Here is an 18888-nt window from a genome sequence, read left to right on the forward strand (position 1 = left end):
GGGCGGCCGGTGCTCCGGCCGCCCGGCGACGCATGTTCGCCGGGGTCAGCGCCCGCGTTCGAGGCCACGCGGATCGATACCGCGTTCGATGCCGGTGCGGCGGGCGCCCGCGTTCGTGCGGCGGATCGCCTCGTCCGGCGAGATGCCCTGTCCCATCTCGACGAGCATGCGCACCTCGGCCAATTCCGGTGCGACGCCCGCCCGTTCGAGATGGGCGGCGATGGCCGCGCGCCGCTCGACGGAGTCGTAGCCCAACTGAGGCGCCTGCGCGGCCTTCGCGGCGGCGCCGCTCGCGAAGGGGGAGGACGGGTCCTTCTCCAGGGTCAGTCCCCGCGGCTGGCTCGACTTGGCGCCGACCGACATCATCTGCACCAGTTCGAGATTGCGCGGGTCCTTGGCCTTCAGCTCGCGCGCCTCGCGGATCTGCAACTCGCGGGCTTCCTTCATCTTCGCCTCGACCGCCTTGGCGCGGGCCTCGGCCTCTTTCTGACCGTGCTCACGCGACTTGAGGGCGACCAGGGTGGCCATCTGCAGCATGATGCGCATCATGGACGCCGTTTCGCTGCCGATGTCGTCGAGTTCCGCCATGACTGCTCCCCGATGCTGCTGTGGAAGTGGACATCTGAGACTACCGCGCGAAGGACACGACTGTATGTCTGGCGGAGCCACGCACGGGAGGTGTCGAGAAGTTTCGGCCGACATGGAGTGGCGGGGGAGAAAGTACGGTGTTCGAGGCTGTCGGCCGGATGAAACGTAGGATTGCCTTGCCTCTGATGATCTTCTGGCGGTGTCGGGGCCGGAAAACCGGAAACGGGCCGGACGCCATGGCGGCGTCCGACCCGTTTCACGCTGCGTGTGGCGGTGTCAGCCCACCTTGACGGTGTTGAAGCTGATCGGCATCTTCGGCTTGCCGCCGCCGGCCGACATGGATCCGTCGTCGCCCGCGGCGCCGACCTTCTCCAGCGTCGTCAGGCCCGCCTCGTCGATGGTGCCGAAGATCGTGTACTTCGGCGGCAGGATGGTGTCGCCGTAGACCAGGAAGAACTGGCTGCCGTTGGTGCCCTCGGGGGTCAGGCCCGAGTTGGCCATCGCGATCACGCCACGCTTGTACTTGATCGGGCTGTTGAGCGCGGGATCGTTGTCCGGATCGGTCGTCGGGAACTGATCGGTCGGGTACTCGTTGGCGAAGCTGTAGCCCGGCCCGCCCATGCCGCTGGCGGTGGGGTCGCCGCACTGCAGCATCTCGAAGCCCTCCTCGGCCGAGATGCGGTGGCAGCTGGTGTTGTCGAAGTAGCCCTGCTGCGCCAGGCTCACGAAACTGTTGACGGTGCACGGCGATTCGGCACTGTCGAGCTCGAGGCCGATCGGTCCCTGGGTGGAATCGATGGACACCTTGGTCTTCGGCGCGTCGGGGCCGGAGGCGACCGTGGTGGTGCTCGGCGGCGCGACCGGCTTGCTCGCGGGCTCCGCGCCGACGGGGTAGGCGCAGGTGACGGTGGCCGGCTTGGCGGCGACCGCGGGCGCGTCGGCGGCCGGGGGTAGTTCACGCTTGCTGGTGGCCGAGGTGCTCGCGGTGGCCGAGGAATCCGCCTCGTCGCCGCCCTTGGTGAGGAAGTACACGCCGGTCACGGCGGCGGCGACCACGATCACACCCAGTACCGAGCCCGCGATCACCAGGCGCTTGCGCTTCTTCTCCTGCTCGGCCCGTCGTGCCAGCTGGCGCTCCAGCTTGCGCTTGGCCGCCGCCCGTCGCTGTTCGTTACTCGGCACTACCGCGTTCCTCCCGTGTCGTCAGGTTCGTCTAGAGGGTAACCGGTTGGACTCGAGGGGCGCCCGTGGGGAAAACTGGATGATCGTGACCAAGACCAGCAGCTTCACCGCCCCGAAGGGGGTCCCGGATTACGTGCCGCCCGGCTCGGCCGAGTTCGTCGCCGTGCGCGACGGCTTGATCCACGCCGCCCGACTCGCCGGGTACGGGCACATCGAGCTGCCGGTATTCGAACAGACCGCCCTGTTCGCGCGTGGTGTCGGTGAGTCGACCGACGTGGTCAGCAAGGAGATGTGGACCTTCGCCGACCGCAACGGCGAGAGCTTTACCCTGCGTCCCGAAGGCACCGCGGGCGTCATGCGCGCGGTGATCCAGCACGGCCTGGACAAGAGCGGCCAGCTGCCGCTCAAGCTGTGCTACGCCGGGCCGTTCTTCCGCTACGAGCGCCCGCAGGCCGGCCGCTACCGGCAGTTGCAGCAGGTGGGCATCGAGGCGATCGGCGTCGACGACCCCGCGCTGGACGCGGAGGTCATCGCGATCGCCGACGCCGGGTTCCGCGGCCTCGGCCTGGACGGCTTCCGTCTCGAGATCACCTCGCTGGGCGATGAGACCTGCCGCCCGCAGTACCGGGAGCTGCTGCAGGAGTTCCTGCTCGGGCTCCCGCTCGACGAGGAGACCCGCCGCCGCGCCCAGATCAACCCGCTGCGCGTCCTCGACGACAAGCGGCCGGAGGTGCGCGAGCTGACCGCGAACGCGCCGTTGATGATCGATCACCTCTCCGAGTCGGCGAAGACGCACTTCGAGCAGGTGCTGGCCCACCTCGACGCCCTCGGCGTGCCCTACGTGGTGAACCCGCGCATGGTCCGCGGCCTGGACTACTACACCAAGACCACCTTCGAATTCGTGCACGACCAGTTGGGCGCGCAGTCCGGCATCGGTGGTGGCGGCCGCTACGACGGACTGATGGCCGAGCTCGGCGGGCAGCCGCTGTCGGGCATCGGTTTCGGCATCGGTGTCGACCGGACCGTGCTGGCGCTGGCGGCCGAGGGCAAGGCCGCGGCCGATCCGGCGCGCTGCCAGGTGTACGGCATCGCGCTCGGTGACGCCGCCAAGGCGCGACTGGTCGCCCTGGCCGGCGCGCTGCGCGGCGCGGGCATCAGCGTCGACCTGGCCTACGGCGGGCGCGGGATGAAGGGTGCGATGAAGGGCGCCGACCGCTCCGGCGCGAAATTCACCCTGGTGCTGGGTGATCGCGATCTGGAGGAGAACTCGATCGGGGTCAAGGAGATGGCGACCGGCGAGCAGCGGCAGGTGCCCCTGGGCGAGGTCGTGGGAGTGCTGCGCTCCGCGCTCGGACACTGAGCCCGGCGATCCGGGGCGCGGTAGTCTGACCGCGCCTCGGGTCGGACGGGCCGCCCGGGTGGAGAGGGACATGGTGGACGGGGAGTCCGGGCGGGCGGGAACGGAACCGGTCGGCATCGACCTGGTCGCGCCCGAGGTGTTCGCGCCGATGTTGCGCAGGCTCGCGCTGGCCGCGATCGGTGTCGGCGTGGGCGTGACGCTGCTGTCCGCGCTGTGGTTGAGCTGGCCGTTCGCGATCGTCCTCGGACTGGTCGTTGCCGTGCCGACCCTCGGTTACGTATTCGCGTTCCGGCGCAGGCGGATGTGGTTGAGCGGCACCGAGATCCGCGCGCACCGGCTCTTCGGGGAGCGGCGCGTCGACCTCGCGCGGGCGACCGGCGTGCAGCTGCTGGTCTACCCCGGCCGGCTCAGCCGGATCGTGCTGAAGGTGACCGTCGGCGCCGACATCCAGGTGGTGCCGCTGGCGATGTACACCGATTCCGGCAGCGGACGCGAACTGCATGTACTCGGGCTGCGCAAGCTCGCCGACGCGCTGGCCGCCAGTGAGCTCGCCGCCGCCGTCGCCGTGTCGGAGGTGCTGGTGCAGCAGTTGCGGGCCGAGGCGCGCGATGCGGGGCTGGGGGAGCGGCCGCTGTATCGCGGTGTGCGGCTGGTCCGGGCCAAGGACGCGGTGTCGCCGGTCGTGCTGACCGACGCCGAGGTCGCCGAACTCGTCTGACCCTCGTGGTGTTCTGCCTCACGGATCCCGGTTCGGGGCGGGGTGACTGATTAGCGTGGGAGGCGCCAAGTCGTCCAGTGCGAGGAGTCGGTCGTGAGCAACCCAGCCAGCAGAACTCCGGTCACCGTCAGCGTCACCGGTGGTGCGGGACAGATCGCCTACGGACTGCTGTTCCGGATCGCCGCGGGCGCGATGCTCGGGCACGACACCCCGGTGCGCTTGCGGCTGCTCGAGGTGCCTGCCGCGGTGCGCGCCCTCGAGGGGGTCGCGATGGAACTCGAGGACGGCGCGTTCCCGCTGCTGTCCTCGATCGAGATCACCGACGATCCGTCGGTCGGGTTCGACGGCGCGAGCGTGGCGCTGCTCGTCGGTGCCCGCCCGCGTGGCCCCGGCATGGAGCGCGGCGACCTGCTCGCCGCGAACGGGCCGATCTTCACCGGTCAGGGCGCCGCGATCAATGCCGTCGCCGCTTCGGACGTGCGGGTGCTCGTCGTCGGGAATCCCGCCAACACCAACGCCTACATCGCGATGCGCAACGCGCCCGACGTACCGGCCGACCGCTTCACCGCGCTCACCCGCCTCGACCACAATCGCGCCATCGCCCAGCTGGCCGCGCGCACCGGCGCCCCGGCGGCCGATATCGCCCGGATGGCGGTGTGGGGCAACCACTCCGCGACCCAGTTCCCCGATCTGACGCACGCCACCGTCGCGGGCAAGCCCGCGCCGGAACTGGTCGAGCCGCAGTGGGTGCGGGAGGTCTTCGTGCCGACCGTGCAGCAGCGCGGTACCGCGATCATCAAGGCCCGCGGCGCGTCCTCGGCCGCCAGCGCGGCCAGCGCCGCCATCGACCACCTCCACGACTGGGTCCTCGGCACGCCCGCCGACGACTGGACCTCGATGGCCGTGCCCTCCGACGGCTCCTACGGCGTGCCGAAGGGATTGGTCAGCTCGTTCCCGGTCACCTGCGTCGGTGGGCAGTACCGCATCGTCGACGACTTGGACCTCGACGACTACGCGCGGGCCGAGATCGACGCCAGTGTCGCCGAACTGGTCGCCGAGCGGGACGCGGTGATCGATCTCGGGTTCGCCACCGCGCCGTGACCGCTCAGCCGAACAGGGCGAGCTGCTCGCTCGGCGGCACCGGGACCGGCGCCGCCGGGACGGTTCGGCCCTGCGGGCGGCGCAGGTCGTAGGCGGTCAGCAGTGGGTCGACCCGTTCGCGCAGCCAGGAGCTGTAGGCGGGTGTGACGTTCCCGCCGCGCCCGTAGAGCTGCCGGTAGCGGCGCACCAGTGCCGGGTGTTCGGCGGCCAGCCAGCCGAGGAACCAGCCGCGGGTGCTGCCGCGCAGATGCAGGCCGAAGGCCGTGGCGCTGTCGGCGCCCGCGTCGGCGATGGCGGCGAACAGGGCGTCGAGGTGGGCGCTGCCGTCGGTCAGACAGGGGATGATCGGCGCCACCATGACGTGGACGGCGAAGCCGGCGTCGGCCAGCGCGCGGACCAGGTCCAGGCGCGCGCGAGGCGTCGGCGTGCCCGGCTCCAGGCTGCGGTGCAGTTGCTCGTCGAGGATGGCGATCGACACCGCCACGCTCACCTCCACCCGCCGCGCGGCCGCGGTGAGCAGCGGCAGATCCCGGCGCAGCAGCGGCCCCTTGGTGAGGATGGAGAACGGCGTCCCGGAATCGGCGAGGGCGCCGATGATGCCGGGCATCAGCCGGTAGCGTCCTTCGGCCCGCTGGTACGGGTCGGTATTGGTGCCCAGCGCCACCGGCTCACGCTGCCAGGACCGCCGGGTCAGCTCCTTGCGCAGCACCGCCGCCACATTCGTCTTCACCACGATCTGCGAATCGAAGTCCTCGCCCGCGTCCAGCCCCAGGTACTCGTGACTGCCCCGCGCGAAGCAGTAGCGGCAGGCGTGCGAGCACCCCCGCATCGGATTGATCGTCCAGCGGAACGGCAGCGACGAACTCTCGGGCATCTTGTTCAGCGCGCTCTTGCACAGCACCTCGTGGAAGGTGATGCCGTCGAACTCGGGCGTTCGGACGGTGCGCACCAGCCCCGCCCGGGTCAGTCCGGGCAGGGCGCCGTCCTCGGCGTCGAGAGTCTGCGCTTGCCACCGCATACCGCGAGTCGAACATGTGTTCGATGAAGTGTCAAGCGCGGCACGGTCCGGTCAGCCGCGCACATGCAGGCCGAAACCGGTGCGGCCCGCCGGTTCCAGGCCCGGCTCCAGCTGCAGCGAGGGAATCTCGTAATCGCCGAAGTTCTGCCGCCGGAACGGAATCGGCGCGGTCGAGGCCAGCGCCCGCAGCCGCCGCTGCCAGGCCGCGGCGAGGTCGGGATAGTCCGCCTCGGTGATCTTGTCGGCGCCGTACACCACGAACGGTGGCAGCGATTCGATGCCGGGGTAGAAGAGGATGCCGTGCTGGATCGGGAACAGCAGATCCTCGATCGGGCCGTTGATACCGCGCGCGGCGTAGTGCGCCTCGGGGCCACCGACGGTCACCGACAGCAGGGCCCTCTTGCCCGCGAGGGTGCCTTCGCCGTAGCGCTCGCCGTATCTGGTGTCGCTGTGCTCACCGACGCCGTAGGCGAAGCGGTAGGTGAACACCCGATCCACCCAGCCTTTGAGGATGGCGGGCATCGAGTACCACCACAGTGGGAACTGGAAGACGATCACGTCGGCCCACAGCAGCTTCTCCTGCTCGGCGCGCACCTCGGGGGCGAGCGTGCCCGCCTCGAAGGCGCGGCCCGAATCCAGGACGACCCGCAGCGGATCGGAGGCGTCGGGACCATAGTCGTCGGCGTCGACGACGGCCTTCCAGTTCATCCCGTACAGGTCGCTCACCTGGACTTCGTGTCCCTCGCCCGCCAGCGTGGCGACCGCGACGTCGGTGAGCGCGCCGTTGAGCGACTTCGGCTCCGGATGGGCGTGGACGATCAGTGCTTTCATCGGAACTCCTTCGGATCGGATGACGTCGATCCTGGGCGCCGCGCGGGCATGCGTTCAGGGGCGCCGCGTCCGTCGGACGGGACTTCCTGGTACCGGCAGGGCCACCTTCACCGCCCCCGCCGGGACCATACTCGAGATCATGGACGACCTCGCTGGATTTCTGCGGACCCGGCGTTCCCGGGTCGACCCGGTGGCTGTCGGCATCCCCGTCGACCGGCACCGCCGGGTCGACGGATTACGCCGCGAGGAGGTCGCGCACCTGTCGGGGGTCAGCGTCGACTACTACGTCCGGCTCGAGCAGGGCCGCGCGACCCAGCCCTCCGAGCAGGTCCTCGACGCGCTGGCCCGTGTCCTCGGCCTCGACGAGACCGAGTGCGCGCATCTGCACCGGCTGGCGCGGCAGCGTCGCCGTCGGTCCAGGACTCCCGGCGGGCGGGTTCGGCCCGAGCTGCTGCGGGTGCTGGAGCTGGTCAGCGGCGCGCCCGCGCTGATCGTGGATCATCGCCTCGACATCGTCGCGGGAAACCGGCTGGCCGGACTTCTCTACGGCAGGCCCGCTGCGGGCCTGAACACCGCCCGGCACATCTTTCTCGAGGAGTCCGAGCGTGGCCTCTACGCGGAGTGGGAGACCTGCACCCTCGATGTCGTCGGGCATCTGCGCCTGGCGGCGGGCAAGTACCCCGACGACCGCCGCCTGGCGGAGCTGATCGGCGAACTCGCCATGGGCAGCGAGCGCTTCCGCCGGCTCTGGGCCCGCGCGGACGTGCGCGCTCGCACCCATGGCCGCCGGGCCTACCGGCACCCACTGGTCGGCCTGCTCGAACTGCACCAGGAGAACTTCGCACTGCCGGACGAGTCCGGCATGGAGCTGATCGTGTTGTCGGCCGCGCCCGGGAGCCCGACCGAGGACGGGCTGCGCCTGCTCGCGGGCTTGGGCGCGGACGGTGAGGGGCGCCCGACGGGCCCGCGCGCCGAGTCACGCGACCGTTCCCGGCGGTAGAATCGCAGGTGGCGGACCGTCGGCCCCGCGATCCGCGGTGACTCGGTGAGAAGTGTTCGATGGATAGACCGGTGGTCGGTGCGGTCGTCGCCCAGCTCGTTCTCGGGCTGCTGTTTCCGGGTGCTGTCCCGGCACCCGAGGTGAGCTATGTCGCCCTCGGCGACTCGTATACCGCCGCGCCCGGCTTGCTGGATCCCGTGCCCGGCAGTCCGCCGCTGTGTACCCGGTCGGCACAGAACTATCCGCACCTGCTGGCGGCGGCGACCGGGTGGGAACTCACCGATGTCAGCTGTGCCTCGGCGGCCACCGCGCACATGACCACGGCGCAATATGCCGATCAGCCACCGCAATTCGACGCGCTGTCGGCGCGGACGCGGATCGTCAGCTATCAGGCTGGTGGCAACGACGGGAACCTGTTCCAAACCATGGTCGTCACCTGCTCGGCGCTGAACGCGGGCAATGCCGGCGATGTCGGGGCGCCGTGTCGCGACAGTCAGGGGTCCCGGTTCAGCGACGACATCGCGGCCGGGGAACCCGCGATGGGGGCGGCGATCGGCCGGATCCGGGAACAGGCGCCACACGCGCGGGTGTATGTGGTGGGCTATCCGGCGGTCCTGCCGGAAGCCGGGCACTGCTATCCGCAGATGCCGCTGAGCACCGGCGACGTCGACTACGCGCGCGGCATCGAACGTGAACTCAATGCCGCGCTGCGGCGCCAGGCCGAGGCCAACGGCGCGATCTACGTCGACATCTATACCCCGGCCATCGGCCACGACGCCTGCCGGGACCCCGCGACCCGCTGGGTCGAACCGCTGCTGCCCGCGCAGGTCAACGCGACGCCGGTGCACCCCAACGCCGCCGGGCAGCGGGCCACGGCGGAAGTGCTCCGCGCGGCCATGACGGCGCCGGGGTGAGCGGTGCGGATTACGCGCTGCGCGGCGCGCGCAGGAAGTCGACCAGGTCGGCGACGGTTTCCGCGGTCGGGCGCGGGTGGTAGCCCAGCTCGCGTTCGGCCTTGCCGTGGTCGACGATGGGCGCCGACAGGATCGCGCCGAGCGCGGCCTTGGACAGGATGTCGGAGCCGAAGCGCTTGCTGATCGGCTCGACCACCGGCAGGACGGCGCCCAGCGCCTTGGCCGGAATCGCGAACCGCGGACCCTTGGCGCCGGTGCGCGCCGCGGCCATCCGGCACAGGTCGATCAGCGTGGTCATGTAGCCGCCGAGCAGGTAGTTCTCGCCGGTGCGGCCCTTCTCGCCCGCCAGGATCAGACCGTGCGCCACGTCGCGCACGTCGACCAGGTCGAAACCGCCGCCGATCATCACCGGCGTGCGGCCGCGCATCGCCTCGGCGGCGGTGCGGTTGAGCCGGGACAGGTTCTTCGGGTGGTCGGCCGGGCCGTACACGCCGGTCGGGTTGACGATCACCGCGTCCAGACCGCGCTCGATCACCGGCCGCAGCGCCTGCTCGCCCGCCCACTTGGACCGGTCGTAGACCGGCAGGCCCGGATCGGTGGAGCGCAGCGTGGTCTCGTCGATGTGCCCGCCCGCGCGGTACTGGTCGAAGGCGTGGATCGAGCTGGTGTGTACGAAGCGCCGCGCGCCGGTCTCGAGCGCCGCCTCCGCGGTGACCCGCACGCCCTCGGTGTTGACCCGCCACGCCAGGTCGTTCTTCTCGGCGAGGGTGATCAGTGCGACCAGGTGGTAGACCACCTCGGCGCCCTCGAGGGCGCCGCGCATCGACGCCGGATCGAGCACGTCACCGGAAATCCAGGTGACGGCCGGATCGGACGTGGTCGGTGCGGCGCGATCGATGGCCACCACTTCGTGGCCACGCTCGAGGAGCTGCGGGATCAGGTTGGTACCGAGGTAGCCGGCTGCGCCGGTCACTGCGACCTTCATTCCGCCGAGGATATAGAACATGTTCTAGTTTTGAAAGCGGATCCCGCGGATCGGAGCCGACACGGCTCGATCGTGGTCGGGGTGTTCGGTTATATTTGGCGCACTGCGCCCTCGCGCGGGCGCGTAGGGAGTTCCGCGACCGCCGATCGCGCTCGCAGAGCAGGATTTTCACGACGAGTTGGGGGGTTTCGCATGGCCGATCTCTCGGTCAATACCGATGCCGTCGCCGCCTTCGCGGCGACGAACGCGACCGTGGCGGGGGATATCGCCGCGGCGGGCATCACCGACGCGGCGGGCAACGTCGCCGCGATGACCCCGGTGTTCGGGCTCATCGGCGCCGACTACCTGGCGATGTTCGCGGCCGCACAGGCCCTGCAGGCCAAGGACATCAACGATCTGTCGGCCAAGTTCGCCAAGCTGTCCGACGCGGCGTTCAGGTCCTCGGTGACGTTCGATACCGAGGACGTGTCGCTGGCCGTCGACCTGGCCCGCCAGTCCGCCGGGATGGGAGGCGCGGTATGAAGCCGCTGAGTACCGGTGACGCGGGCGTCATCACCCCCGATACCGCCCTGGCCACCGCCGACGCCGCGACCCAGTCCGCGCTGGGCGCCGTCCCCGTCGACTACAGCGCCGCCCAGGCGATCCTCGACGTCCCGCTGATGCAGCTGCCCGAGGATCTCGAGGCCGACGCGGAACCGGTCTTCACCCTCGCGCAGAAGATCACCGAGGACGCCCAGAACGCCGCGGTCTCCCCGGCCGGGCTCGCCGGCCTGTCCGGTCTCGGTACCGGCGGCGCCGTCGACGCGCAGGACATCCTGTCCGGCATCTCGTCCGACGCCTCCGCCGCGTTGAGCGGCGCGCAGACTGCTGTCAACCAGGTCGCCGGGCCCGCGCTGGCCACCGCCCAGACGGCGTTCGACCAGGCCAAGAGCGCGCTCACCGGGGCGGCGGGCGGCGGCACCGCCGCGAGTACCACGAATTCCACCAGCTCCGCCGCCGCGACGACGCTGACCGAGGATCCGGTCTCCGCGCTGCTCAACGGCGTCTCGATTCCGGCGCTGCCGGGCATCGACTCGCTGTTCGAGCCGATCCTGCAGCTGCTGAGCAGTTTCGGCACCGGGGTGTTCGGCTCGCTCGATCCGACCACCCTGCTGAGCAACTCCTCCTCGCTGATCGAATCGGCGATGAGCGTCGCCCAGGGCGGCCTGAAGACGGTGCAGCAGCTGTGGGAGGGCGAGGCCTCCGACGCGGCGACCACCGCCAGCCAGCAGGCGCAGACCGAGGGGCAGGAGACCAGTCAGCGCGGCTTCGACATCTCCGCGCTGACCGAGCAGGCCGCCGCCGTCGTCCAGTCGGGCAACGCGCAGCTGTCGGCGATCGCCACCACCTTCGCCGCCCAGGCCACCGCGCTCGCGCCGACGATCATGCTGCCGCCGACGCAGGCCACCCTCATCGGGCTGGCCACCGAGCATCTCGGCTCGGCGGTCACGGTCGTCAACACCACCCGCGGTGAGCTGGCCGGTTACACCGGACAGCTCAGCGGCGTCGTGCAGAACCTGGTCGCCCAGAGCGGGCTGCCCTCCCCGGAGGAAGTGCTGTCGGCGGCCTCGGAGAACATCGCCGAGCCGCTGCTGACCCAGGCGGAAGAAGCGCTGTCGGGCACCACCGACGACTCGACCACCGCCGCGAGCACCACGCAGGGCGGCACGACCACCACGCCCGGCTCGACCACCACCGCGGGCCTGAGCACCGGCGGTTCCGGCGGCAGCACCGGCGGTGCGCTCGGCGCCCTCGGCACCGCGCGGGGCGGTTCCGGCGGCAGCACCGGCGGCACCCCGAGCGCGGGAACGCCCAAGGCCACCACCGCCGTTCCCGGGTCGGCCATGCCTGCCGGGCGCGTCCTGTCCACCGCCCTGGGCAATACGGGCCTGGGCACCACCACCACCGCGGGCACCAGCGGCTCCGGCTTCATGGGCGGCGGCGGTGCCGCGGGCGCGGGTGGCAAGGGCAACAACGACGAGGAACACGGCCGTACCGTGCAGCCCTACCAGAGCCGCACCGGCAACGACGACCTCACCGGCCCGCTCGGCGAATCCACGCCCGAGGTCATCGGCGCCGTCCACGAGGACGAACGCGACGCCGACGAAGACCGGTTCTAGACACCGGATCTCGGACGAAGACGACCGTGCCCCCGACCCGGAGTCGGGGGCACGGTCGTCGCGCGGTGGCTCAGCGCTTCTCCTTGAAGGAATCCACCAGCTTCTTGTAGAGGTCGGTGAAGCGCTTGCGCGCGGCCTTCTGGTCGTCGTTGAGCCCGTCGGACGCATCGGGGGAGTAGACGACGAGGTGGGTCTCGCCGTCGACATCGTCGGGCATCAGATCGATGATCGTGGTGCCCTTGCCCTCACCGGCCGGGATGCCGAAGTCGATCTCCCGCAGCGCGGTGATCTCCTCGCGCGCGGCCGCGAGCACGTCCTCGGGCACGGTGCCGTCGACCCGCTTGGCCGCGGTCTCGGGCTTGCGGTCCTTGCTCACCGCGTCGGGCGAGTGCACCGCCTTGCCGTCGGCGAAGACCTGCAGCACCGGCCGCAGATCGGTGCGCTGGGACCAGCCGTCGGGAATCGAGGTCACGCTGACCAGGGGTAGCGGCGCGGGCTCGGCCTGGGCGATCGCGCTCGCACCGGGCAGTGCGAGCGCGCAGACGAGCAGTCCGGTCATGGTCAGGCGCATGATTCCCCTCGAAAGACGATGTGGCGGTATCTCGTTGGGGGTCAGCGTAGCCCGGGCGGGTTGTTGAGGTCACCGGCGGAATAGGTGTCGCACGACTTGACCGAGCCGGTCTTGTAGCCGGTGAGAAACCATTTCTGGCGCTGCTCGGACGAGCCGTGCGTCCACGACTCCGGGTTGACCCCGCGCCCGGCCGAGCGCTGGATCCGGTCGTCGCCGACGGCGTTGGCCGCCGAGAGGGCGTCGCGGATGTCGTTGTCCGACAGCGGCTTCAAGAACGGCTGGCTGCTGCCCGGCGCGGGCTGCTTGTCCGCGTAATGGGCCCAGATGCCGGCGTAGCAGTCGGCCTGCAGCTCGGTGCGGACCGCGCCGGACTGGGCGCCCTGCGGGTCGCGCTGGGCGCGGCCGATGTCGCCGAGCTGGTTCTGGATGTGGTGGCCGACCTCGTGGGCCACCACGTACTCCTGGGCCAGTGGTCCGGCGCTGGCGCCGAAACGGTCGGTGAGCTCCTGGAAGAACGCGGTGTCGAAGTAGGCGGTCTGGTCGGCGGGGCAGTAGAAGGGGCCGACGTCACTGGTGGCGTTGCCGCAGCCGGTCGACACCGCGCCGGAGAACAGCACCAGCTTCGGCTCCACGTAGCGCTGACCGGTCTGCCGGGGCAGCTCCTGCGACCACACCCCGTCCAGGCTCTGCGCGGTCGCGACCACCCGGCAGTCGACGTACTTGTTGGCGTCGGCGCCGGTCTTGCAGTGCGCCGGGGTACCCGCGGTGCCCGGCTGGCTCTGCTGGGTGTCCTGCGCGCCGGTGAAGCTGCCGAGTACCGAGCCCGGGTCGCCGCCCAGGAGCAACGTGATCACCAGCAGGATCAGACCGCCCGCGCCGCCACCCACGGCGAGCTTGCCGCCCATGCCGGGGCCGCCGCCGGAGGATGCCCGGCCGGGATCGATCTGCATACCTTCGTTGAAGGTCATCGCGGTACTCGCCTTCGCTCGGATGTCCAGCTGTCCTGCAGCACGATTCACCGCCCCGGACGCGGCTCACGGCGGGCATGCGTCACAAGCTTGACACGACGACCGAGATATCGGTTTCCACTCGGGGATCGTGTCTCACTACGATGGCGGGGAGTCCCCAGGAAGTCTGTCGAAAGGAATACCGTGCTGCGCACCCACTTGGCTGGTTCGCTGCGAAGCGAGCACGCCGGTCAGACCGTCACCCTCACCGGCTGGGTGGCCCGGCGTCGTGACCACGGTGGTGTGACCTTCATCGATCTGCGCGACGCCTCGGGCGTCGCGCAGGTGGTCTTCCGCGAGGGCGAGGCGGCCGAGCAGGCCCACAAGCTCCGCGCGGAGTACTGCGTGCAGGTCACCGGTGTGGTGGAGCAGCGTCCCGACGGCAACGAGAACCCGGAGCTGCCGACCGGGCAGATCGAGGTCGACGTCAAGGAACTGGTCGTGCTCAACGAGAGCGCGCCGCTGCCGTTCCAGCTCGACGAGACCCCCGGCGACGAGGCCCGCCTCAAGTACCGCTACCTCGACCTGCGCCGGGAGGGCCCGGGCCACGCCATCCGGCTGCGCTCCAAGGTCAACGCCGCCGCGCGCGAGGTGCTGGCCCGCCACGAGTTCATCGAGGTGGAGACCCCCACGCTGACCCGCTCGACCCCCGAGGGCGCCCGCGACTTCCTGGTGCCAGCGCGCCTGCAGCCGGGTAGCTTCTACGCCCTGCCGCAGAGCCCGCAGCTGTTCAAGCAGCTGCTCATGGTCGGCGGCATCGAGCGCTACTTCCAGATCGCGCGCTGCTACCGCGACGAGGACTTCCGCGCCGACCGTCAGCCCGAGTTCACCCAGCTCGACATCGAGATGAGCTTCGTGCGCCAGGAGGACGTGATCCTGCTGGCCGAGGACATCCTGGTCGCGCTGTGGAAGCTGGTCGGCCACGACATCACCACCCCGATCCCGCACATGACCTACGCCGAGGCGATGCGCCGCTTCGGTTCGGACAAGCCGGACCTGCGCTTCGGCGTCGAGATCACCGAGCTCACCGACTACTTCAAGGACACCCCGTTCCGGGTGTTCCAGTCCGAGTACGTCGGCGCGGTCGTCATGCCGGGTGGCGCGAGCCAGCCGCGGCGTCAGCTCGACGCCTGGCAGGAGTGGGCCAAGCAGCGCGGCGCCAAGGGGCTGGCCTACATCCTGATCAACGAGGACGGCAGCCTGGGCGGCCCGGTCGCCAAGAACCTGACCGACGCCGAGCGCGACGGGCTGGCCAAGCAGGTCGGTGCCGAGCCGGGCGACTGCGTGTTCTTCGCCGCCGGCACGACCAAGTCGAGCCGGGCGCTGCTGGGTGCCGCGCGCGGCGAGATCGCCCGCAAGTGCGATCTCATCGACCCGAACGCCTGGGCGTTCGTCTGGATCGTCGACGCGCCGATGTTCGAGCCGACCGCCGACGCCACCGCCAGCGGCGATGTGGCACTGGGCTACTCGGCCTGGACCGCCGTGCACCACGCCTTCACCTCGCCCAAGCCGGAGTCGATCGACACCTTCGACACCGACCCGGGCTCGGCGCTGGCCTACGCCTACGACATCGTCTGCAACGGCAACGAGATCGGTGGCGGTTCGATTCGTATCCACCGCCGCGACGTGCAGGAACGCGTGTTCAAGGTGATGGGCATCGGCCACGACGAGGCGCAGGAGAAGTTCGGCTTCCTGCTCGACGCCTTCGCCTACGGCGCCCCGCCGCACGGCGGCATCGCCTTCGGCTGGGACCGCATCACCGCGCTGCTGGCCGGGGAGGACTCGATCCGCGAGGTGATCGCGTTCCCGAAGACCGGTGGCGGCGTCGACCCGCTCACCGACGCGCCGGCTCCGATCACCGCGCAGCAGCGCAAGGAGGCGGGCATCGACGCCAAGCCGGAGGTCAAGGGCGAGGGCAAGACCGACGCGCCGAAAGCCGCTGCCGCCGAGAAATAGCGGTCACCGACGGTAGCCCGGTACCTTCTGGTCAGTTCCCCGCCGTCACGGCGGCATTGATCAGAAGGGCCACCCGGTGCTGCATCTGCGTGTGATCAGTCCGCCCGAGCAGACCGACGCGCTCGTGCGCGCGCTGGAAGCCGACCCGGGCGTCGCTCATCTCACGGTCGCGCGCGGGATCGCCGTGGCACCCCACGGTGATCTCGTGCAGGCCGACGTGGCGCGCGAGGCCGCCAACAAGGTCCTCGCCGACGTCAAGGCGCTCGGCATCGAACAGACCGGCGGTATCACGCTCGGACCCGTCGAGGCGGTGCTGTCCGCCGCGGCCGACCGGGCGGTGCGGGCCGCGCCCGGTGATCCGAGCGACGCCGTGGTCTGGGAGCAACTGCTCAAAGAGACCCACGAGGAGTCATCGCTCAACGCGACCTTCGTCGCGTTCCTGACCATCGCCTGCCTGCTGGCCTCCATCGGGGTGGCGACGAACTCGCCGGTCACCATCGTCGGCGCGATGGTGGTGGGTCCGGAGTTCGGGCCGCTGGCCGCGCTGTCGGTGGCCCTGGTGCGCCGCAACTGGCGGCTGGCCCGGCGCTCGGTGCTCGCGCTGGCCGTGGCGTTCCCGGTCGCGATGGTGATCACGTTGTTCGCCACCCTGCTGTGGGAGAAGCTCGGCTGGGTGACGACCGAGGGGGTCATCGATGCCCACGACGTGGACTTCATCTACGAGGTCGGGCCGTTCTCGCTGGTCGTGGCCGTGCTCGCGGGCGCGGCGGGCATGCTGTCGCTGGTGACCGCGAAGTCGGCCGCGCTGATCGGGGTGTTCATCTCGGTCACCACCGTGCCGGCCGCCGGTTACGCGGTAGTGGCCGCGACGATCGGGCAGTGGCATCGCGCGTTCGAGTCGGTCGGTCAGCTGGCGGTGAACCTGCTGGGCATCGTCGTGGCCGGCGTGCTGGTGCTCGAGCTGCGTCCCCGTGCCGGCGACGACCTCGGGCCTTTCGAGCGGTTCAAGCGGGCCATCGGGATGAGCACCCCGCTGAGCCACTGACCGCGCGGCTCAGATCCGGGCGACCGGTCCCGCCGTGAGCATCCGGTAGGCGTAGGTCACCGCGATCGCGCACACCGGACCGGCGATGAACAGACCGAGCCCGCATGCCGCCGCGCCGACGACGGTCACCAGGGTGACCGTGAGCGCCACCAGCAGCGCGGCCCAGAGATTGGCCAGCACCAGCTGCGCGCTCGCCTTGATCGCCTCGACCGGACCGTAGTCCTGATCGATCACGAAGTGCATCGAGAACATGCACAGGAAGCCGACGACCAGGCCGGGCAGCAGGCACAGCGAGGCGGCGAGCAGGGTCGCCGCGAACGCCAGCAACGCCGTCAACAAGACATTACCCGCGTTCACGAACCGGAAGAACGACCCGAAAGCCGGGGGATAGCCGTCCGTTTCGTACAGCGCGCCGCGGATCATCACCGCCTGCAGCAGCCACAGCGCCACCAGCACCACCAGGAACAGGAACAGCACGGTGAACAGCGAGGTGGGGTCGAAGATCTGGACGATCGCGAGGAACGACAGGTAGATGAGCACGCCGACCGCGGTGACCCCGAGCCACGGGCCCGGATTGGCGCGGAAACGCTCCCAGCCATAGCTCAGCGAGCGGCCGACATCGAGGGCTTGTGCTCCCGAATGGTAGTAACCCGGCGTCTGCCCGCCGCCGGTGGCCGACACGCCGGGTGCGGGTGCGGCGGCGTATCCCGGGTTGTCCGGCTTCGCCTGGGGTGTGGGGTATCCGGGCCCGGTGCCCGCCGGACCGTACTGCGGTGCGGATCGCGGTGGTCCGGCAATCGGCGGCGCCGGCTCGAGCGGCTCCTCGCCGTATTGCGCGGCGCCGGGACCCTCGAATTGCGGATAGCCTGCGCCACCGGCCATTCCATGCCTGCTCGGCCCCGGTCCGGCGGCACCCGCCCGACCCGGCGCCTCGTGTCTGCCCGTGCCCTCGGCGAACTGTCCGCCACCTCCGGGAACCGGGGGCCCACCGGGTGAATCGCTCGATGCGGCGTACGGCGTGTCGGTCACTGTGGTAGACCTTTCGACTCAACCGGTTTGCGGTGTGGCGCACTGCAGTTGACGATGAGAAAACCCGACGACAGTCGGGTGTGTCAAGCGAACAGTGACACTCGCGCAACCACGGTGCCAACACGCCGAGCGACGCGGAAAGGTTGTGTAACCGCTCGCTAGAAGTGACCAGGTACGAGTAGCTTGAGAGGCGATGACCGCACTATTGGCCGAACGCGCCGCCGACGTCGTGTCCGCAGCACAACAGTTGCTCACAAAGCGAATGGGTGCTCCGGTGAAGCTGAGTGATCCGATGGAGCTCAGTGGCAGTGGTAGGACGACAGTCCTACGCGTGCGTGTTGCGGAGAACGCTTTTTCGTTGCCGCGCACGCTGATCGTGAAGCAGGTGCGCGGTTCCGCACAGGACCGCCGCACCGGTGGCATGGCGCCCGGAGTCGCCAGCATCGATGCGGCATTCCTCCGTGAGGCGGTGTCCTATCAGTTCACCACCGCGCTCAGCCGCGAACAGCGCCCCGGCGCCTACCTGATCGCGCACAGCGTGCCCGACCGGTTGCTGGTGCTCTCCGATCTGGGCGACAACGCGCTGCTCACCTCCGTGCTGCAGACCCGCGCCGAGCCGGGCACCCGCAACGCGCTGATGGCCTTCGCGCAGGCGCTGGGCCGGATGCACGCGGCGACCGTGGGCCGCGAGCCCGACTTCGTGGCGCTGATGCGCCGGGTCGACTCGGTGCATCGCGTCGACGGGATCGCCCAGCAGGCCCAGGCCGCGATCGCCGATGTGCCGGGGCTGCTCGAGGCCGAACTCGGCATCGAGGTGCCGGGCGAGATCGCCGAGCGGATCGTGCACGGCAATCGCCTGTTCACCGGCGGCCGGTACCGCGCGTTCAGCCCCTCGGATCTGTGCCCCGACAACGTCATCATGAACGACGAGGGCGCCCGCTTCCTCGACTACGAGTGGGGCGGTTTCCGCGACGCCACCCTCGACATCGCCTACGCGCTCGTGTCCTTCCCGGGCTGCCTCTGCGATTTCGAGCTCTCGCGCAGCCGCGCCAGGGAGATGGTCGAGGCCTGGCGGTCGGCCGTGGTCGGGGTGTGGCCGTCGCTGGCCGACGACACCGTGCTCGCCGAGCGGATCCTCGAGGCCCGCCTGATCTGGGTGTGGCTGTCGACGTACTGGTTCCTGCCCGCCGATCACACCCGCATCGCCACCGCCCGCGAACACGGTCTGTCCGTGCCGCGTTCGGAGGCGCTGATCAACCGCTGGTCGGCGCTGGCCGAGGACGCGCGCGTCACCGGCGACGACGCGGTCGGTGATTTCGCCGAGCAGGTGTCGGCGATGCTGGAAGAGCGCTGGTCGGAGTAGCCGCGCGGCGCAGGCTCCCTACTTCCCGGTCCGACGGGAGTACCGTCGGCGAGGGTCCGAG

Annotated in this window: 18 protein-coding genes; 10 read left to right on the forward strand and 8 right to left on the reverse strand. The window is 70.4% G+C overall.

Annotated features, from left to right (window positions below):
* Positions 1 to 45 precede the first annotated feature (45 nt).
* Complete coding sequence (locus tag ACIO52_RS13425) at positions 46 to 588, reverse strand: hypothetical protein (protein WP_218717189.1); 543 nt, start codon at positions 586 to 588, stop codon at positions 46 to 48.
* 276 nt (positions 589 to 864) lie between these two features.
* Positions 865 to 1770 (reverse strand): peptidylprolyl isomerase, encoded by a 906-nt coding sequence (locus ACIO52_RS13430; RefSeq protein ID WP_342801474.1) that lies wholly within the window; start codon positions 1768 to 1770, stop codon positions 865 to 867.
* 85 nt (positions 1771 to 1855) lie between these two features.
* Here ACIO52_RS13430 and hisS point away from each other — a divergent pair, with 85 nt between their 5' ends.
* The 3 genes from hisS to ACIO52_RS13445 all read left to right on the forward strand — a co-directional run bounded on the left by hisS (position 1856) and on the right by ACIO52_RS13445 (position 4949).
* The gene (gene hisS / locus ACIO52_RS13435) at positions 1856 to 3130 is read left to right on the forward strand and encodes a histidine--tRNA ligase (RefSeq protein WP_316575409.1); all 1275 of its coding nucleotides are present in this window, start codon (positions 1856 to 1858) and stop codon (positions 3128 to 3130) included.
* 70 nt (positions 3131 to 3200) lie between these two features.
* Positions 3201 to 3848: a hypothetical protein gene (locus ACIO52_RS13440; protein ID WP_316575345.1), complete on the forward strand. Its 648-nt coding sequence runs from the start codon at positions 3201 to 3203 to the stop codon at positions 3846 to 3848.
* Between the two features lie 93 nt (positions 3849 to 3941).
* Positions 3942 to 4949: a malate dehydrogenase gene (locus ACIO52_RS13445; RefSeq protein ID WP_316575344.1), complete on the forward strand. Its 1008-nt coding sequence runs from the start codon at positions 3942 to 3944 to the stop codon at positions 4947 to 4949.
* Positions 4950 to 4953: 4 nt separating this feature from the next.
* Here ACIO52_RS13445 and ACIO52_RS13450 read toward each other — a convergent pair whose 3' ends face one another.
* Positions 4954 to 5967, reverse strand: a complete 1014-nt coding sequence (locus ACIO52_RS13450) for an Rv2578c family radical SAM protein (protein WP_218717185.1) — start codon at positions 5965 to 5967, stop codon at positions 4954 to 4956.
* Positions 5968 to 6018: 51 nt separating this feature from the next.
* Positions 6019 to 6798, reverse strand: a complete 780-nt coding sequence (locus ACIO52_RS13455) for an NAD(P)H-dependent oxidoreductase (RefSeq protein WP_402643906.1) — start codon at positions 6796 to 6798, stop codon at positions 6019 to 6021.
* 139 nt (positions 6799 to 6937) lie between these two features.
* On the opposite strand from ACIO52_RS13455, the gene ACIO52_RS13460 reads away from it, so the two are divergent.
* On the forward strand, positions 6938 to 7798 hold the full coding sequence (locus tag ACIO52_RS13460) for a helix-turn-helix transcriptional regulator (protein WP_402643909.1): 861 nt from the start codon (positions 6938 to 6940) through the stop codon (positions 7796 to 7798).
* Positions 7799 to 7857: 59 nt separating this feature from the next.
* Positions 7858 to 8712 (forward strand): SGNH/GDSL hydrolase family protein, encoded by an 855-nt coding sequence (locus ACIO52_RS13465; RefSeq protein WP_342801487.1) that lies wholly within the window; start codon positions 7858 to 7860, stop codon positions 8710 to 8712.
* 10 nt (positions 8713 to 8722) lie between these two features.
* Here the strand turns inward: ACIO52_RS13465 and ACIO52_RS13470 are convergent, their stop codons facing one another.
* Positions 8723 to 9697, reverse strand: a complete 975-nt coding sequence (locus ACIO52_RS13470) for an NAD-dependent epimerase/dehydratase family protein (RefSeq protein ID WP_218717181.1) — start codon at positions 9695 to 9697, stop codon at positions 8723 to 8725.
* 192 nt (positions 9698 to 9889) lie between these two features.
* On the opposite strand from ACIO52_RS13470, the gene ACIO52_RS13475 reads away from it, so the two are divergent.
* Together ACIO52_RS13475 and ACIO52_RS13480 are read left to right on the forward strand one after the other, a co-directional pair.
* A complete protein-coding gene (locus tag ACIO52_RS13475) occupies positions 9890 to 10219 on the forward strand; it encodes a type VII secretion target (protein ID WP_402643914.1) in 330 nt (109 codons plus the stop codon).
* Positions 10216 to 11856 carry a hypothetical protein gene (locus ACIO52_RS13480; RefSeq protein WP_218717179.1) on the forward strand — a complete coding sequence of 547 codons (1641 nt, stop codon included), beginning with the start codon at positions 10216 to 10218 and terminating at the stop codon, positions 11854 to 11856. The genes ACIO52_RS13475 and ACIO52_RS13480 overlap by 4 nt, the downstream gene beginning before the upstream one ends.
* 70 nt (positions 11857 to 11926) lie before the next feature.
* Here the strand turns inward: ACIO52_RS13480 and ACIO52_RS13485 are convergent, their stop codons facing one another.
* Positions 11927 to 12427, reverse strand: coding sequence for a hypothetical protein (locus ACIO52_RS13485; RefSeq protein WP_218717178.1), 501 nt, complete (start codon positions 12425 to 12427; stop codon positions 11927 to 11929).
* Between the two features lie 41 nt (positions 12428 to 12468).
* Positions 12469 to 13395 carry a neutral zinc metallopeptidase gene (locus ACIO52_RS13490; protein ID WP_218717177.1) on the reverse strand — a complete coding sequence of 309 codons (927 nt, stop codon included), beginning with the start codon at positions 13393 to 13395 and terminating at the stop codon, positions 12469 to 12471.
* Positions 13396 to 13578: 183 nt separating this feature from the next.
* On the opposite strand from ACIO52_RS13490, the gene aspS reads away from it, so the two are divergent.
* Together aspS and ACIO52_RS13500 are read left to right on the forward strand one after the other, a co-directional pair.
* Positions 13579 to 15390, forward strand: coding sequence for an aspartate--tRNA ligase (gene aspS / locus ACIO52_RS13495; protein WP_218717176.1), 1812 nt, complete (start codon positions 13579 to 13581; stop codon positions 15388 to 15390).
* A gap of 76 nt (positions 15391 to 15466) precedes the next feature.
* On the forward strand, positions 15467 to 16435 hold the full coding sequence (locus tag ACIO52_RS13500) for a DUF389 domain-containing protein (RefSeq protein ID WP_218717175.1): 969 nt from the start codon (positions 15467 to 15469) through the stop codon (positions 16433 to 16435).
* Between the two features lie 9 nt (positions 16436 to 16444).
* Here the strand turns inward: ACIO52_RS13500 and ACIO52_RS13505 are convergent, their stop codons facing one another.
* Complete coding sequence (locus ACIO52_RS13505) at positions 16445 to 17317, reverse strand: hypothetical protein (RefSeq protein WP_255587335.1); 873 nt, start codon at positions 17315 to 17317, stop codon at positions 16445 to 16447.
* A 340-nt stretch (positions 17318 to 17657) separates the two neighbouring features.
* Between ACIO52_RS13505 and ACIO52_RS13510 the strand changes: the two genes are divergently transcribed.
* Positions 17658 to 18827, forward strand: coding sequence for a phosphotransferase family protein (locus ACIO52_RS13510; protein WP_218717173.1), 1170 nt, complete (start codon positions 17658 to 17660; stop codon positions 18825 to 18827).
* The last annotated feature ends 61 nt before the right edge of the window (positions 18828 to 18888 follow it).

It is taken from the genome of Nocardia sp. NPDC087230 (assembly GCF_044744725.1).
GTDB classification, from domain to species: Bacteria; Actinomycetota; Actinomycetes; order Mycobacteriales; family Mycobacteriaceae; genus Nocardia; species Nocardia canadensis.